This is a genomic window from Virgibacillus necropolis (assembly GCF_044793635.1).
In the GTDB taxonomy this organism is placed as follows: domain Bacteria; phylum Bacillota; class Bacilli; order Bacillales; family Amphibacillaceae; genus Virgibacillus_F; species Virgibacillus_F necropolis_A.
On record NZ_CP084992.1, the window covers coordinates 1,539,449 to 1,556,497 of the forward strand.

The window sequence follows — 17,049 nt, forward strand, 5'->3', positions numbered from 1 at the left end:
AAACCATCTCCTAAATTATTTTCTTTTGAATAATAGGTTCTATTGCTTTTAAAAGTTTTTTATTGGACATTGTAGTACTTAATTTCAAGTTTTCCTTTGGGACCGATATAACAGCAATCTTAAGACCTTCTTTAATTTCTGCACTCACAATTGGATCACCGGTCTCAGCATCGAAAGTCATAATAAGATCAGGGAATGTTCCTTTCCTTTGTCCATTAACTGCGGCAGTCATATACTCATTCCAGAAACTTAATTCCAAATCATCTATACGAACACATCCAACATCAAAACCACCAGTCTCATTTAACTCGAAATGATTTACCTTTCCAGAGTGAATTACTCTTCCTTTTAAATAAGAGGCAACAGCTTCAATACGTTCGGGTCCTTCTGAAATGGAGAAAAATACATCCCCCAATTCAATTGCCTGTGTAATTCCTCCAACAGCTGCATTTTTTTTAACATAGTTCATATTGACCGGATTTCTGCAAACCCCAACCATTCCTCCAGCTTGAACTGAAGCAAATCTTACTGCGTCTGATGAAAGGTCAAGAGTAGCTGAAATAGAACCTTCTACCTTCTTACGACCGTATCCACCAGCAAAGGTTTGAATGGAATTATAACTATCAATTTCAGATAAATTCATAGAACCCATTGAACCAGTAGGGTGAGCCCTTCCATTGGACGGTGCGTCTAGAACAGGCAGGCCGGTTGCCGCAGATTGTAGCCAACCATTTACCGTTGTTTCAGCTCCATTTTCATTTGTCATTAATGCTTTAATTGGTTTATTAAATTCCTTTTGCATACGCTTTACTGTATCGATTAAATGTTGTGATTCCACATAAGCATCCTTGGCAGAAGGCGCCCCAACTAAAGAAACACACGCTACGAAGTCTTCTGCTTGTAAATCATCAACCGAGGCTAACTTAGGACTCCCTATCGAAAAGGCTTGTTTATAATTTTCAATTCCCTTTTCAATCCAACCGCCACCGCCTCCTCCTAATATGCAGCCACCATACACTGCTTTTTTTGCATCCTCCAACGTTAAAATTCTTGCCGTCATCTTATTACCCCCTGTTATCTTGCTTTCCAAATAGATGTAAAGAAACTATATAATGCATCACCAGCAATGAACCCTGCAGCTGTTGTATACATTGTGCTCTCTGCTTCAGGACCCCTCACTTTAAGAATTATTACTCGGATTAATATACCTGAAAGTACAGCCCATCCGGCAATCGGATTAATTATTAATAGGCCGGTTGCGAAAAGAATTCCCATTTGCCTTTTAGGTCCCCCGATAAGTTGGATAAGGGCACCAGGAATAGCCCACAACAATATAAGCAACCCTACATTTCCAGCTAGTCCAGATTCAATGGTTGTTGCATATACTTTATCCACCGGAGGAATTAAGTCTCTTTCAAAAAAGTTATTGGCAAAAAGGAATACCATTACAATTGCAACACCAAACCCAATGAAAGCACTTTTTAACTGTTGTTTTCGTCCAAATAATTCTTGTGTTATTGTTGAACCATTTCGAATAATTACGCCCGATTTGAAATCATAACCTAAATCAGCAAATGCTGGCCCTGTTGCCGCTGTGTAACCAGTTAACAAAGCAAGTGCAACTGGAGGAAAACCAAGCAACATACCAATCAATAATGAAATGAGGGTAACCGCAAATGCTGGAAACCAACCAGAGTGCATAGCTGCAATACCAACAATAATTTCACTCACTAAAGCTGCAAAGGCTGCAAATAATACAAACAATATCAATTGCCATATTGGCATATCACCAAGGATGCCCCCGACTACAGCCACAATCACAGCTCCAATTGAGTAGAATAAGTAACCGTACCCAAATGCACTTTTTATATCTTTATCTGTTCTGGTGTATTCACGTTCTGTACTCTTTACCTTTTTTGCATTTTCCTTTTTGGATTTTCTTAAGGTTATTATAAATTGCAATAAGGCTACCATTCCTGCACCAATCATCATGCCATGAGGAACATAGTATTGATTTAAATCCATTCCAAATAACTGGACCGAATAACCTCTTAATAACAACCCTATTCCAAACATTGATAGAGCCCAGATATTACCTATAAAAGCTACCCCGAAAGCTGACATTGAAATGCCAAGGTGTGATCCAATCATTCCTCCAAAAATACCGAGTCCTAAAAATTTCGCTTTTGAACCACCTTCGTCACCAGCCTTTAAAGCCTCTGCAGTAGCAACTCCGGGTGGCCATGTTTCATCAGCACCGAAAAGTTTTGTGTCAAATACTTTATAAAGAATCAATGAATCGATTAGCAATGCTATTCCTGCACCAATCAGCATCGGTATAATAAGTTCTGGCATACCCATTACGTAAGGAAGTCCTATTGGAATCAATAAGCTATTTGCTGCACCAAACGTCGCAGCAGAAATGGTTGTCTGAACTAAGTTCTGATTTTCCAATGAACGATATTTATAAAACATCTGCATTGGAATTCTGGCAATTAAAATGGCGACTAGTGCACCAATAATAGATGTATTTGGTGTAATTCCCAGTGTAGTAATAAGTTGCATTCCAATAATCGCACCAAATATCGCTATTAAAATGGAAAAAATAATAAACGCTGGATCAAATGTTTTATTTTTCATCGCTGTTTTCTCCCTTCTATCAACTGATACGCAATAGCCTGCGCTTCTACCAAGTCAATAACAGGAACATCAATTTTCCCTACAAAAAAATCCTTAAGCCGTATAGTTGAAAACCCCGTACAGGCAAATAAAATCACATCTGCGCCCGATTGTTTGACTTTATTAGCGATCTCTAGCAACTCAACTTTTGCCCCTTCTGAAAACAAGTCAGTCGTTTTTCTCAAATTCGGTGAAAAAGAATAGGAGTGGAACCGGTTCCCAAGCTCCTCTTTCAACCGAATTGGAGGTTCTCCACCAATTCCAATAACGCCAACGCTATTTCCTACCATACTTGCTGCATGAGCCCCAGACACTCCCGCACCCAAAACAGGAACTCCAACCACTTCACGAGCTTCGTTCAGAGCTGGATCTGCAGCACAACTTATTGTAATAGCATCTAATGATTCGCCTTTCACCATTTCCTGAACTAGATTGACTATCTTAGGAATCGCTTTTTTTTCAGATTCAGCATCATAGATACCATTTGGTTGTGCAGGTATACATCTTGTAATTGACTTGATTTGATAAGACTCCTCCATTTTCTTACTGTGTTCTTGCAAAATGTTATCCTGTTCCGTCGTTAATACTCGAATAATTCCTAACATCTGCTCACCCCTTTTTTTGAGTATAAGTATTTTTATAATTCTTGAGAATGCAAAAAGTGTGAAATATATATTAACTAAAATTTCTCACTTTATTTTACATAAAAAAAAAGACGGATATCCGCCATCTAAGAAAGATCTTTTATCTTCAAACAAAACCTCAAGATAAATCGATTATTAGAATCATTTAAATCCATATTTAACAATTCTTGAATTCTTTGTATTCTGTAAGTCATTGTGCGTCGGTGGACAAACAGCTTTTCTGAAGCCTTTGACACATTACCGTTTTCATTTAAATAAACTTCAAGAGTGTCCATTAAATCATTCGATTCAACTTGAGACAGGGGGAACAATACATTTTCAGTATATTTATTAACGAATTCATTTGATGTTAAATTTATAAGAATTTCATATATACCTAATTTGTCATCGGTATAAACAGTTTCTTCAGGTTTTACTCTACACCCTATTTTCATAGTTTTTGTAGCAGATTGAACTCTACTCTCGAAGGATTTTGCATTGTTCATATCCGAGCTTATAGCAACTCGAAGAAGATCGGGATTAGTTCCATTATAATTATTAATTAACTCATGCCACTTTCTAACTACTGATGGATAATCCTGTCTATTACAATACATAAAAGCATAGAAATTATGTTGCTTTTCGAAAATAAGTGTTTTACAAATACTAAACTGTTTGACAACATCATTTAATTTCCTTCTGATTATAGATGAATGATCAATTAAATAAAGAGATGAACAATTGGATATATCCAACCATTTTGCCCTGAAATGAACAACAGTCACAACTTTATTTGTTTCCATGTTTTCTAATTCTCCTAAATACTGTTCCATTGATTCCATATCATCAAGTCGTTGCTTTTGAAGAAGTAATTGTTCATTTATGAAAAGTTCACTTAACTTATTTCCTATTTTTATCATATGAGAAGTAGATATATCTTTGTATTTTAGATCCTTATTTTGAATATGGACAACGGCAAAAACTTTATCCTTGGAAATAAGAGGAAGAATAATTCGATCCCGAAAGCCCTGCATCTTAAATACAGTATAACTTTGATTTAAAAACTCGGTTTTCCATTCCTCAAGCTTCTCTGTAAAAGAAGGATAGTCTGGTTTTGAAAAGAGCGACGATGATTTCCTCCAGCCATCAGATTGGAAGCTTTCGGACACATACAGGAGTCTTCCTTCTGAATCCTCAATGTATACTGGAGAATCTGCAATCTCGCTTATTTTTTCAATTGCGTCTGATAAAAAGGGGAAATTTGATTTTTCAAATTCATAAAAAGGATGATGAATCCCTTTCTTACCTTTTTCCTTCTCCTCATATAAGTTTTCATATAGTGGTGTTAATACATTAATATAAGAAACATTCTTGGGTAAAGTTATGATAGGAAATGCATGTTTATTAGCAAGTTCAATCATTTCATCGGGTATGGTATTAATAAATCTCCCTAGTTTAATAACAATCCCTGAAGCATCTTTATCTATCAATGTTTGAACAATATTAGTTTGTTTATTAGGGTCATCCTTAATTGAATAAAAGACAGTCATTACTAGAATACCTGGCGTCACCCAACTTAATACTTCAGGAACCTCCATAACTTCTATAGAAGATATTTCACGGGTTATGCCTTTGTTGCCAGCTATGACTTTTCCAGCTTTTAAATCTCCTATCATTAAAGCTTCTTTTATATTCATTAATAAACCTCCTAGGGGATAAATTATCTGCATTTACTTATAAAGGGTTCAAAGTCTATTTTTTTATTTCGTACAGTATACCACTCTTTCATAATTCCAATGAACTATTTCCTATATTGGATTATTTTACTTCAGATATATCAGGTAAGTCCTTTACGATCACATAAGACATGTCGGATTCCACCGAATGCCACCTATGCTTTCTTATCAGCAAATTCCTTGCCAATAATAAAAACCCACGCATCCCAAATTGGTCTGCGTAGGTTCTATGAACTATCATATTAATAAACACCGATTTATAACTCATCAATATCCCATTATTCTATAATTGCTACAGGCCTAGCCCAGCCAGCACTTGCCTTTTCAACTTTCACTGGAAAACAAGCTACCTTAAACCCGTAAGGCTTCGGAATTTGATCAAGGTTAGCTAACTTCTCTATTTGACAATATTCCTTTTCCTGTCCCACAAAGTGGGCTGCCCATAAAACACCATCTCTTGGATTCTTTTTATAATCTTCGGCTTGTAAATAGATAGGTATGTCCCAACCCCACCCGTCAATTCCCATAACTTTTATCCCTTGATCTATTAACCAATGGGTAGCTTCAGCGGAAACTCCTGCATGAGCATTGAAATACCCCTCTTCAAAAATCTTTTTGTCTGCGTCAGTTCGAATTAAAACAATATCATACGGCTTTAGCTCATAATCCATCTCTTTAAGTTTTTGCTTTAGGTCTTCAGTCGTAATCTCATAACCTGGCGCCTTGTCATGAAAATCAAACAAAACGCCAGACCCGTAAAACCATTCAAGTGGAAGTTCATCAATTGTTCTCGATGGTTTTCCTCCTGATGTGGGCCAATAATGCCATGGTGCATCAACATGTGTACCTGAATGCGTACTTAATGTTACGGTTTCTACTGCCCATGCTTTACTTTCCGGAAAGTCTTCTGGTTTTAAATCAAGCAACCCCGCAGCTTGCTTAGCTCCTTGTTCATGTTTATAATAATCAACTTTAGCAGGAAGTGGTTCTTTAACCCTCTCAGTTATCGGTACACTTAAATCAATGATTTGAAAACTACTCATTAGACGTCCTCCTAAATTTTAGTTAAGCCCTAGGATTTTTTGCGTTTCAATTAAATCTACTAGCCCCTCCTATTTCTTCAGAAATACAAACAATTCTATCGAAAATTAGTCTCTAATTCATTATCCTCTTTTAAGCTGTCTACTCCTCGTTTTGTTTTCACACAATTGACTGAGTATTGCGGATAGATTGAGCCAGCAGTGCGAAGTTTTGAGCCACTGTTTGCGGATGTCTGAGCCAGTAGTGACAAAGGTGATCCAATCCACAGCTATATCCACTTCTTAACCACAGCTTTAGCTGCTTGCCCTTGACCGCCGTGCCACTTCTTAGTGATCGCTGGAAGGGGTCGGGGCCCCACCAGCGGAACTTAGAAGTGATTGTCTGTGGTACGCTATTGATGCGAATGAGCCTCAAAGGCTTAACTTTTGCCATTCGCCCTCAAAACCACTACCACGGACACAAACAAGGTCAAGGGTGGTGGCGGTTGTTGCTAAACACAAAAGTATGTATACTGGTCCTCACTTGGCAATGGTGGATCAAAATTGTGTCCTAAGCGGGTCAAAAACATGGCAGAGGTGGAGCTAACCTATGTCTTTCTCCAAAATACAAATTTAAGAAACTTTGAAAAACAATTTATCAAGTGCTGCCAACAATTTACTACATAGTAAAAGAGCCACTCTACCTTTCCTAAAGCAGTGCATATTCAGTAGTCCGCACCATTGACTTAACTTTGTCAGTGTTGTGGAACTATCGCAGGTTCGTCCTAAATAATGCCTAAGAGACACACCTGCTCACTCAAACATGATAAACACGGACAAATCGATTCTAAGCATTCAATGGCAAACAGCTTCGCTGTGGCTCTGGCTCTATTCCATAAAAGGAGTAGTTCTACTAGTGATTGTAGTTCGCAATGAATGGCTCAATTCATCCGCAATAATCAATTTGACCTCTAAATTTATTTATACTACCCTGGTAGTTATTTAGAACTTCACCTTAACAATAATAGAGTTTTAAACCTTAAAAATAACAAATTACAAATAAAAAGATCCACGCGAACATTTATTTCAAGTTCGCGTAGATCTTAAATCATCTTTTTGGCTATTATCATATGAATCTTTCTCAATCATCAATAAACAACAATTCATGAATGTATTGTTTTGTATAGGCCTTAACCTCTTTCTACCAAAAACCAACCATTTTTCAAGTTCTCTCTATTGTAATAGAATCGTTCTTTATCCTCATGGCGTATTACCTTCCCACCAGCGGCTTCAACAAGTGCTTGGCCCGCACCAGTATCCCATTCCATGGTAGGCGCAAAACGTGGATAGTAGTCCGCTTTTCCTTCAGCGACAAGGCAAAACTTCAATGAGCTTCCTGCTGATACTACATCAACCGGTTGACCATTCATTTGAAGACCATCGATAAACGCTTGTGTATCATCAGACATATGTGAACGACTTGCAACGACATTTATTGTTTCACTTTTTTTCTCAATGGGAAGCTTGGTACTTTTATCGATTAAATCTGATTCGTCATTAATTTCAGATTTGGATGCCTGCTCCAACCTGTATGCACCCGAATCCTTACTTCCAAAATAGAACACATCCAAATCTGGTGCATAAATAACGCCCATCACTGGGTAATGGTCCTCGATTACTGCGATATTTACTGTGAATTCACCATTTTTCTTGATGAATTCCTTCGTTCCGTCTAATGGATCAACTAAAAAGAACTGATTCCACGCTTTACGTTCTTCGTAAGAAATATCTCTTCCTTCTTCACTTAGTACAGAAATGTCAGGATATTGCTTAGACAACCCATCCATTATTACGTTGTGGGAACGTTGGTCCGCAATGGTTAACGGAGAATCATCCTGTTTTGTTTCCACTTCAATGTCTTTACTGTATACGTCCATTATTTCTTTTCCAGCGGCTAATGAGATGTCAAATAACTTTTTCAGGTCTATATTCATTTCTCAAGATATCCTTTTTCTTTTAGGTACGTAACAATAGCTTGTACAGATTCTTCTAGGGAAAGCTTATCTGTATCCACAACTACCTCTGCCTCATTTGGCTCTTCATATGGCGCATCTATTCCTGTGAATCCTTTGATTTCACCAGCACGCGCTTTTTTGTAAAGCCCTTTTGGATCACGTGATTCACATGTCGCAACACTTGCCTTTACATATACTTCAATGAATTCACCTTCATCAAGAATCGCGCGTACTTTATCGCGGTCCGCACGATAAGGTGAAATAAACGCAGTCAATGTAAACAAGCCTGCATCAACCATTAATTTTGATACTTCGCCAATGCGACGAATGTTTTCTGTACGATCTTCCGGGCTAAACCCAAGGTTATTGTTTAAACCATGGCGTACATTATCACCATCTAAACGGTACGTATGAATGCCCATTGTATGAAGTTCTTTTTCAAGCTCAACAGAAACAGTTGATTTACCTGATCCAGATAATCCAGTAAACCACAGAACTGCACTCTTATGTTTGTTTAAATCCTGTCTATTTTTTTTTGATACTTTTGAATCGTGCCATACGATGTTTGTTGATTTTGTCATGTTAAATTCCTCCTAGAACCATATCGTGTTTATTAATGTAACTGCTGTAATCATAACTAAAATACTGAGTGGTGTTCCAACCTTTATATAATCGGAAAACTTGTACCCACCTGGGCCATAAACAATTAAATTCGTCTGATAGCCTATTGGTGTGATGAAACTTGAAGATGCCGCAATTGCGACAAGTGCCGCAAAGCCCATCGGATCCAGCTCCAATGCTTGGGCCATCGATAGGCCAATCGGCAACATTAAAGCTGCGGCTGCACTATTGGTGATTAATTCGGTAAAGATATTGGTTAAAATATACATGATAACTAAAATGGCAATGAGCCCGATTGGTTGTCCAAACGCCATTAACTGATCAGCAATCCAGCTTGCTAATCCCGTTTTTGTCATTGCAGTTCCGATACCAAGTGAACTAGCAATCAATAAAAGAACATTAAATTGCACATACTGTTTTGCCTCGGTAACCGAAATAAGTCGTGCTATTAACATAATCATAACGGCTAAAGTCATTGCCTTAAACATGCTCAATACACCAAATGTAACGAGTAGTATCATCGAAACCAATATTCCAACAGAGAAAAAACCCTTTTTGGCATCTTGACTTAATGACTCAGGCGCATCAAGTGATGATACAACATAAAAATCATTCGATAGTTTGTTCTTCTCAATAAAATCGGAACCAGCGAGCAACAGTAATGTATCACCAGGTCTAAGGGTAATATCGCCTACTTTACTTTTAATTCGTTCATTATTTCGATGTACGGCAATAACACCTGCATCATACTTCGAACGAAACTGGCTTTGCTTAATTGATTTGGTTAGTAAGGATGATTGATGGGATACGACGGCTTCAACTAGATCCGTTGTTCCATTTTTCAAGTGATCCAATTTTAAATCGGTTCCCGTTTCCAAGCTTAGGCCTTTAATTTTCTGTAGATCTGCAATCGTAGAAATTAATCCTGTAAATATTAACCTGTCCCCTGCAAAAATCTTGGTTGTGGAACGAACAGGTGATATTCTTTCTTTTTCACGAATGATTTCAATTAAATACAACCCTTTCAGATCACGGAGACCTGCATCTTTTACACTCGCATTAACATGTTTAAATGTTTCTTCTACTTGCATTTCCGCAATGTACTCTTTTGAGTTTTCCTGCATTTGTTGACTAAACCCTTTATTATCGGGGAGTAGATGGCGACCGATGAAAAAGATATAGAGTAAACCGACAATAGCTACTGGAATCCCTACAGGCGCTAGTGTGAACAAAGAAAATCCTTCGTACCCCGAATCCAACAACAAACCATGAACTACTAAATTTGTTGAAGTACCCATTAAGGTTATCGTCCCACCTAGAATGGTCACGTACGATAATGGGATTAAAAACTTGGAAGGAGCGATATTTCTTTCCTCACACCACTTTTTAATAATTGGGGTAAACGTAACAACGATTGGTGTATTATTCAAAAACGCTGAAAATGCGGATGTCGGAATATAAAATCGTATCATTGATCCAAGTTGCGAATTACTGTTACGTAACCATTTCGTCATTAACTGATCAACCAATCCGCTTTTCTGGACTGCTCCTGCGACAATAAATAACAGCGCAACGGTCAGCATCCCTTGGTTGGAAAAGCCACTTAATGCTTCATCAGTCGTTAATATACCCGACAGTAAAAAAATCACTAATACTGAAAAAACAACCATGTCTGGTCGGGCTACTTCAAAAAGTAACCCAATCAGCATGGCTATAATCATGACTAACACAAAAATCATTTCAAATGACATGGGAATATATCCCCTTTTTAGTTATCTACCTTCAACGCCTAGTCCCGTGGGGTTTTAAGGTCGGGGCTGATCAAGGCGCTTACGCTTTTTCTAGTTTTTGTTGCATGCCTTTGATGAGAATATCTGCCACTTCTGGACGTGAAAATTCTTTTGGAGGACGTTCTCCATTACGTAATTTTTCACGAACTTTTGTACCACTCAAATGTACATGAAATTCTTTATCGTGCGGGCACGTTTTTGCAGTACCCATGTTGCCACATTCGGTACAGAAGAACGCATGTTCAAATTTAAAGATTTGAATACCTAACTCACCTTCAAATTGTGAAATGAATTCTTGTGCTTCGTACGTTCCATAATAATCACCAACACCTGCGTGGTCACGACCAACAATGAAGTGTGTACAGCCAAAGTTTTTACGTACAATCGCATGCAGTACAGATTCCTTTGGTCCAGCATAGCGCATCGCTGCAGGATAAATTGCAAGACGTGTACGATCTTCAGGATAATAATGCTTCAAGATTGTTTGATAGCTTTCCATGCGAATATCTGCAGGAATATCATCCGATTTTGTTTCCCCTACCAATGGATTTAAAAGCAATCCATCAACAGCTTCTAGCGCACATTTTTGAATGTATTCGTGTGCACGGTGAACTGGATTACGCGTTTGGAATCCTACAACTGTTTTCCATCCTAAGTCAGCAAACATTTTTCTTGTTTCACTTGGATCCATATAAAATTTATTAAACTCTCCATGATCCGGACGCTGTAACAACGTAATCGGACCAGCAAGATAAACGTCGCCACGTTCGTATAACTTTTTAACGCCTGGGTGTTTGTCTTCTGTCGTACCGTAGATATTTTGTGCTTCCAATTCTTTATCATAGGTGTACTTTTCTTTTAATTCTAACGTTCCATAAGTAATTCCATCTTCTCCTTGAAGTGCAATTTCTTCACCAATTTGATACTTGTCCGCTTGTTCGTTAGATACAGATAATGTAATTGGAATGCTCCAGATTGTACCATCTGCAAGACGGTAGTTATTTACAACACTATCATAATCAGCTTGTCCCATGAAACCTGTAAGTGGGCTGAATCCACCAATACCGATTAGTTCTATATCAGAAATACCCCACGCATTCAATGTAAGTGTATTTAAGGATTTTACTTCATTTAGTTTATTTTCTTTCTCTTTACCTGTTAGCTCACGATTAACTAGTTCGCCACCGTGTGGTTGGTTTGACATTTTATTACCTCCAAGTTCTGTTTTCTTACACCTTAATAGTATAGCTTTGTATTTCGACATTTTCTAACATATATAAATTACATAACTAAAAAGCAAGTAATTCTCCTTATTTCAACAAATTTTTAATAATACGTATAACATTCTCTTGCTGTTCAACACTCATATTTGACCCACTTGGCAAGCATAGCCCATATTCAAATAAATAGTCAGATACACTATTTCCTTCTTCATGTGGATAATAGTGTGCTTTTTCATACAGTGGTTGTAAATGCATAGGCTTCCATACGGGGCGAGCTTCAATGTTATATTTACCAAGTTCTGCAATGATTTCATGATGAGTTATACCAGTTTGAGCTGGATTGATTGTTAATGCAGTTAACCATCGATTAGACTTTGTGTCTTTTAATTCGGGTTGGAAATCTATACCTTTAATGCTTCCAAAAGCTTCATAATAACGTTCGAAAACAGCGCGTCGTTGTTGCACACGATCATTCAACACTTCTAATTGTCCCCGTCCGATTCCTGCGACCACATTGCTCATTCGATAATTATAGCCTAACTCACTATGTTGATAATGAACTGCTTGATCACGAGCCTGTGTAGATAAGAATCTGGCTTTTTGCAATGCATCTTCATCATTGGAAACTAAGGCGCCTCCACCCGAAGTGGTAATAATCTTATTCCCATTAAATGAATAAATTCCGTAATTACCAAATGTACCACTCTTTTTACCTTTGTATAGACTACCCAAAGATTCAGCTGCATCTTCAATAACTGGCACATCATTACGATTACATATAGCAACTAATTCATCTATTTTGGCACTTTGTCCATATAAATTAACAATAATTACAGCTTTTGGCATCTTAGTATTTAATTTTGCATCTTCTAAAGCACGCTCTAAAGCTTTTGGTGACATGTTCCAGGTATCCAATTCTGAATCAATCAAGACTGGCTGAGCATCTTGATACAATATCGGATTCGCACTTGCAACAAATGTCAATGAGGAACATAAAACTGAGTCCCCTGCACCTACTCCTAATAAATTTAGTGCCAAATGAATAGCGGCCGTTCCTGATGTTACAACAGTTGCCCCACCAATATTGTTATAAGTAGCCAGTTCTTTTTCTAGACCATCAACATTATTCCCTAGCGGTGCTATCCAGTTTAAATCAAATGCCTCTTGTATATATTTCTGTTCATTTCCACTCATGTGGGGTGATGATAAATATAATCGTTCCATTCTATGAACCTCTTCCTTTCACAGGTAATAGTGTAAAAATCTATTAAAATATAGTTCTAAAAATATATACAATATCCTTTAAAAATGAATAATTATATATATAATTTTTATTCATCACTGTTTTGTGTGGGAAAATCACTTCCCGATTATATCTCTCTGGATTTTGTTGTTTAGCTAAGATTTCTTCCTCATTTTTATAATGCAGTGTAGCTGGTCCAGTTATTCCGGGTCTGATAGTTAAGACAATTTGATCTTCATTTTTTAGTTTATCGGCAAATCCAGCTACATCAGGTCTTGGACCAACAAAGCTCATATCTCCCTTTAATACATTTATTAACTGAGGAAGTTCATCCATTTTTAGTTTCCGTAATATCTTTCCGCTTTTTGTTATTCTTATATCATTTGACGCTGTAACAGTGGAGTTGAACTTCGATACTGTTTTCATGGTTTTAATTTTTATTACCGAAAATTGCTTACCCCATCTACCAATTCTTTTTTGTAAAAAGAATCCATTACTTTTTGTATCAATACTAGCAATAATAAAAGCTATGAGGATTAACCAGCTAAAGACTATTAGACCAATTAGTGAAAATAAGAAATCAAAAGCTCTTTTTATTACTCTATTTAGTAATGGTATCTTCGGTTTCATAATGATGTTTCTCCATTGTATTTTTGATAATCGAATTTACTTTATCTAGTATATTTCTTTCACTTAATTTGCTCTTACCTTTACCTACGCTTTTGTTATTAATTTCACTTGTAATACTACTCAAAAGTTCATTTGTATAATCAATATTTAAAAAGTCACAAATAGACTTTAGGTACCTAATAGGTTCCTTTGTCAAATCTTCATAGTAGACTGTATAGACTTGATCTTTCGGGATAGTTTCAAAAGCCTCGGTTGCTCTATCAACAGATTGTTTCCATTGATGTGCACACACTTCCTCCAATGTAACATTTTGCCTTAATAGCTCTTCTAAGCCATTAAAATTTGGACCCCAATACGCTAATCGGTTTTCTTTTGAAAATAATTTGTAGATTCTATTTGTAAAATACTTAAAACCATAATAGGGTAGATCACTCTTTGGAACATATTTTACCTTTTGTGAAATGTATGAAGGTTCTAGTGATGCTGTCCATCTTTTTTTGGCTGATTCTACCACATCTCTCCCATCGCGAATGATGTGTATATACTTAGCGCTAGGATAGATTTCATGAACGAACCCAGCTCTCAATGAATTAGCACAGGTTTTTTCAAGAAGATGACTAGTATTCGATTCACTTGCCATTTTATCAAACTCATGTTGGATGTAGTTCTTAACTTTCTTTGTAGCCATTTCTCTCGTGAACTCATCAGTTGGATGACTAACGTTGTAATGACGCCAAATATAATTAATTTCATCACATGGCCATGTATTAACTCCATCAATCTTCGTCAGAGTATCCCGTAGCATATTGGTACCTGAACGACCAGCACCAATAATAATAACTGGAGTATACGTCATTTATTTCACTCCTACTTTTTCTTCATGTAATTTCTCAAACAAACTTATTATTTGGGATGTAGTTTCTTGTCTTGAAATATTATTTTCTACATATTTCAATCCATTCCGACCCATTTCTTCTATAAGTGTTCTGTTGTTATAAATTTCTAGGATGGCAGTCTTTAAAGATTGACTATCTTCAGGAGGAACTGCAATACCTGCATCGTGATCTCTTATTATATCAGTCAGCTCACTATCGAAATCAAAAGAACTTACAACTGGTCTTGATGCAGACATAATGCTCCAAGTTTTACTTGGGAACCCATTCTCAGACGTTCCTTTTTGTCCGATCACTATACTTACGTCACCTATACTATAAGCCAACGATGCTTTATCTAATGGAACAAGAGGATGCATTTTTACATTCTTGGCATCTAACTTTTCTCTATAATTTTGGATGGCAGTCTTTCTAGAACCATCCCCGAAAATCAGGAATTCAATGTCATTATACTCCTCCAGCTTTTTGGCTGTGTCGATTAATGTTTCTAAATTGTGAGGATATCCTATATTTCCACAATAGGTTACATAAAACTTATTTTTATCTAGCTTTAAGTCCTGAAACAATTTATTACTTTCCCTAGGAATATAGTTAACTTGACTTGAATCAATCCAATTATAAATGGTAGATATCTTACTTGGATCTAAATTATCATCTTTAAGGTGATAGTTTCTAAATTTATTAGAAATAGTAACTGTGTGCGTGCTTTTTCTCACTGATATTGTCTCAAGTATTTTTATTACCTTTTTCATCAAACTTTTAACAATCCGGTTTCCCATTTTACTATTCTTTTTAATAGACTTCGATATAATATCTTGTTCCCAATAAACTACAGGCACTTTCTTAATTTTGCTTAATATTGAACCTAATGGACCAATAAAAGGAGGCATAGAAATAGTCATAATTAGATCCACTTCTTTAGAAGACAGCCCCTTTCGAAACATACCTACTAATACGAACACAGATTTTACTATTCTCAACAAAAAGTTCTTTTCTTCAATCGGAACATAGATCCTTCTAATGACTAAAGAACCGTCTTGATCACTTTCGTTTTTTTTCGTTTTATATTCTTTTTTCACGTGGTCTTCTACCTTAACGGGAAACGGAGTAATCATTTCGACTTTGTGACCAACCTTAATCAAATCGTCAACTAAATCTTTTGCAAGCCTAGTTCCTCCAGCAATTTCAGGATAATAATTCGGTCTTAACACGAGCACTTTCAATTTTATCTTCCTTCCTATAAAGTACTATTAATAATACACTCATTTACCATCCTGATAAAAGAATAAAATAATTAGAAGCAATTTGTAATTAAATATATCTGAAAACCTTAACGTTAAATTTTTTACTAACAATTGAATATCCTACAAGGTTAGTAAAAATAATAGTTATCATACTAGCAAAAGCTGCACCATCAATTCCATACTTTGGAATTAGTATAAAGTTTAATATTATATTAATAAAAAAGGCTACCACATGTGCATACATCTGGAATTTCGGTTCACCTGTCATTGACAACATTAACCAAACCCCACCAACTGCTATATTAACAAATTGGGCTATAGTTCTAAGTACTAGTGCATTTTGTCCTAAAATAAATTCTTCACCAAAAATTGATAAGAAGAACTCGCTACCTAATAATATTATTGTAGATATAACAAATGAAAAAACAAATAATATTCTGGTTGCTTTCACATATAGTGCTTTTAATTCATCATGTTTACCTTCATGGAACATTTTAGCAATTTGTGGGGCGAATACGGTATTGAAAACCATTAACACGAGAGATACCGCTTGTGAAATTTGTACGGTAATCGCATAAATACCTACATCCGTATCAGTAGTCATGATACCCAACATAATGATGTCTATTTTATTAATTAATACAGCCATCGAGGATGCTAAGATAAGTGTCATAGAATAATAAAGATAATTTTTATCAAAAATAATTCTTATAAAACGATTTTTATACCTTATTATGTATAAAATATTAGAAAATATAAATGAAACATATACACCTAACGCTATCCCATAGGGAGATTGACCAAATAGAAAATAGAATACAATAATAGCAAATACTCTTAAAATCATAGTCAAGAAGCCATTGATAAAAAAATATTGTTTGATTTTTCCGTCTGATCTATAAATCCCAAAAAACAAGTGTTCCACTGAAAAGAGCCAAATTATCGGTAGCATGAATTTTATGTAATTATCATTTACAAAAAACCACATAATAACAATTATAATCATTGACACTATAAAATTTATAAGAAAACTAAAACTAACGTGTTTGTTACCGTTTTTTGGCAAAGAATACATCATGCCTTGATCTAGACCAGATTTTGCAAATGTCATCAAAATAGAAATCAATGTAAATGCGTATGTAAACTCTCCAAAAGTTTCTGCACCATACAATTTCGTACAAACATAAGAAAATAAAAGAGTGAATACTACAAATGATCCTCTTCCAAAAAACGATTCAATTATTTTAATCACAAATTCATTTTTAAATACATTTTTCATTTTCAACTCATACTACCTTCTATCATTTTATAATGCATGTATTTTAATTAAGAT

Annotated in this window: 14 protein-coding genes; all 14 read right to left on the reverse strand. The window is 36.0% G+C overall.

What is annotated here, in order from left to right:
• Window positions 1–10: 10 nt before the first annotated feature.
• The 14 genes from LG329_RS07415 to LG329_RS07480 all read right to left on the reverse strand — a co-directional run bounded on the left by LG329_RS07415 (window position 11) and on the right by LG329_RS07480 (window position 16,995).
• A complete protein-coding gene (locus LG329_RS07415; RefSeq protein ID WP_404455364.1) occupies window positions 11–1,060 on the reverse strand; it encodes a DUF917 domain-containing protein in 1,050 nt (349 codons plus the stop codon).
• 14 nt (window positions 1,061–1,074) lie between these two features.
• On the reverse strand, window positions 1,075–2,640 hold the full coding sequence (locus tag LG329_RS07420; RefSeq protein WP_404455366.1) for an OPT/YSL family transporter: 1,566 nt from the start codon (window positions 2,638–2,640) through the stop codon (window positions 1,075–1,077).
• On the reverse strand, window positions 2,637–3,284 hold the full coding sequence (locus tag LG329_RS07425; RefSeq protein ID WP_404455369.1) for an aspartate/glutamate racemase family protein: 648 nt from the start codon (window positions 3,282–3,284) through the stop codon (window positions 2,637–2,639). Before LG329_RS07425 ends, LG329_RS07420 begins: the two co-directional genes overlap by 4 nt.
• A gap of 125 nt (window positions 3,285–3,409) precedes the next feature.
• Window positions 3,410–4,999 (reverse strand): PucR family transcriptional regulator, encoded by a 1,590-nt coding sequence (locus LG329_RS07430; RefSeq protein ID WP_404455372.1) that lies wholly within the window; start codon window positions 4,997–4,999, stop codon window positions 3,410–3,412.
• Window positions 5,000–5,316: 317 nt separating this feature from the next.
• Complete coding sequence (locus LG329_RS07435) at window positions 5,317–6,081, reverse strand: cyclase family protein (protein WP_404455375.1); 765 nt, start codon at window positions 6,079–6,081, stop codon at window positions 5,317–5,319.
• A 1,166-nt stretch (window positions 6,082–7,247) separates the two neighbouring features.
• Window positions 7,248–8,051, reverse strand: coding sequence for a 3'(2'),5'-bisphosphate nucleotidase CysQ (gene cysQ, locus LG329_RS07440; protein ID WP_404455378.1), 804 nt, complete (start codon window positions 8,049–8,051; stop codon window positions 7,248–7,250).
• Window positions 8,048–8,653, reverse strand: a complete 606-nt coding sequence (gene cysC, locus LG329_RS07445; RefSeq protein ID WP_404455380.1) for an adenylyl-sulfate kinase — start codon at window positions 8,651–8,653, stop codon at window positions 8,048–8,050. Before cysC ends, cysQ begins: the two co-directional genes overlap by 4 nt.
• Window positions 8,654–8,665: 12 nt before the next feature.
• On the reverse strand, window positions 8,666–10,444 hold the full coding sequence (locus LG329_RS07450; RefSeq protein WP_404455383.1) for an SLC13 family permease: 1,779 nt from the start codon (window positions 10,442–10,444) through the stop codon (window positions 8,666–8,668).
• A gap of 79 nt (window positions 10,445–10,523) precedes the next feature.
• Window positions 10,524–11,687 carry a sulfate adenylyltransferase gene (gene sat, locus LG329_RS07455; protein WP_404455386.1) on the reverse strand — a complete coding sequence of 388 codons (1,164 nt, stop codon included), beginning with the start codon at window positions 11,685–11,687 and terminating at the stop codon, window positions 10,524–10,526.
• A gap of 106 nt (window positions 11,688–11,793) precedes the next feature.
• Window positions 11,794–12,930: a DegT/DnrJ/EryC1/StrS family aminotransferase gene (locus LG329_RS07460; RefSeq protein WP_404455389.1), complete on the reverse strand. Its 1,137-nt coding sequence runs from the start codon at window positions 12,928–12,930 to the stop codon at window positions 11,794–11,796.
• 43 nt (window positions 12,931–12,973) lie between these two features.
• Window positions 12,974–13,579, reverse strand: coding sequence for a sugar transferase (locus LG329_RS07465; RefSeq protein ID WP_404455392.1), 606 nt, complete (start codon window positions 13,577–13,579; stop codon window positions 12,974–12,976).
• Window positions 13,551–14,435 carry a sulfotransferase family protein gene (locus LG329_RS07470; RefSeq protein ID WP_404455394.1) on the reverse strand — a complete coding sequence of 295 codons (885 nt, stop codon included), beginning with the start codon at window positions 14,433–14,435 and terminating at the stop codon, window positions 13,551–13,553. Before LG329_RS07470 ends, LG329_RS07465 begins: the two co-directional genes overlap by 29 nt.
• Window positions 14,436–15,689, reverse strand: a complete 1,254-nt coding sequence (locus LG329_RS07475; protein ID WP_404456478.1) for a glycosyltransferase family 4 protein — start codon at window positions 15,687–15,689, stop codon at window positions 14,436–14,438.
• Window positions 15,690–15,783: 94 nt separating this feature from the next.
• Window positions 15,784–16,995, reverse strand: a complete 1,212-nt coding sequence (locus LG329_RS07480; protein WP_404456481.1) for a polysaccharide biosynthesis C-terminal domain-containing protein — start codon at window positions 16,993–16,995, stop codon at window positions 15,784–15,786.
• Window positions 16,996–17,049: the final 54 nt, after the last annotated feature.

Excerpts from the sequence above, each read along its gene's own strand:
- LG329_RS07470 (WP_404455394.1), bottom strand. The coding sequence starts at position 14,435 with ATGACGTATACTCCAGTTATTATTATTGGTGCTGGTCGTTCAGGTACC.
- LG329_RS07415 (WP_404455364.1), bottom strand. The coding sequence starts at position 1,060 with ATGACGGCAAGAATTTTAACGTTGGAGGATGCAAAAAAAGCAGTGTAT.
- LG329_RS07480 (WP_404456481.1), bottom strand. The coding sequence starts at position 16,995 with ATGAAAAATGTATTTAAAAATGAATTTGTGATTAAAATAATTGAATCG.
- cysC (WP_404455380.1), bottom strand. The coding sequence starts at position 8,653 with ATGACAAAATCAACAAACATCGTATGGCACGATTCAAAAGTATCAAAA.
- LG329_RS07420 (WP_404455366.1), bottom strand. The coding sequence starts at position 2,640 with ATGAAAAATAAAACATTTGATCCAGCGTTTATTATTTTTTCCATTTTA.
- cysQ (WP_404455378.1), bottom strand. The coding sequence starts at position 8,051 with ATGAATATAGACCTGAAAAAGTTATTTGACATCTCATTAGCCGCTGGA.
- LG329_RS07460 (WP_404455389.1), bottom strand. The coding sequence starts at position 12,930 with ATGGAACGATTATATTTATCATCACCCCACATGAGTGGAAATGAACAG.
- LG329_RS07430 (WP_404455372.1), bottom strand. The coding sequence starts at position 4,999 with ATGAATATAAAAGAAGCTTTAATGATAGGAGATTTAAAAGCTGGAAAA.
- LG329_RS07425 (WP_404455369.1), bottom strand. The coding sequence starts at position 3,284 with ATGTTAGGAATTATTCGAGTATTAACGACGGAACAGGATAACATTTTG.
- LG329_RS07465 (WP_404455392.1), bottom strand. The coding sequence starts at position 13,579 with ATGAAACCGAAGATACCATTACTAAATAGAGTAATAAAAAGAGCTTTT.
- LG329_RS07435 (WP_404455375.1), bottom strand. The coding sequence starts at position 6,081 with ATGAGTAGTTTTCAAATCATTGATTTAAGTGTACCGATAACTGAGAGG.
- LG329_RS07450 (WP_404455383.1), bottom strand. The coding sequence starts at position 10,444 with ATGTCATTTGAAATGATTTTTGTGTTAGTCATGATTATAGCCATGCTG.
- sat (WP_404455386.1), bottom strand. The coding sequence starts at position 11,687 with ATGTCAAACCAACCACACGGTGGCGAACTAGTTAATCGTGAGCTAACA.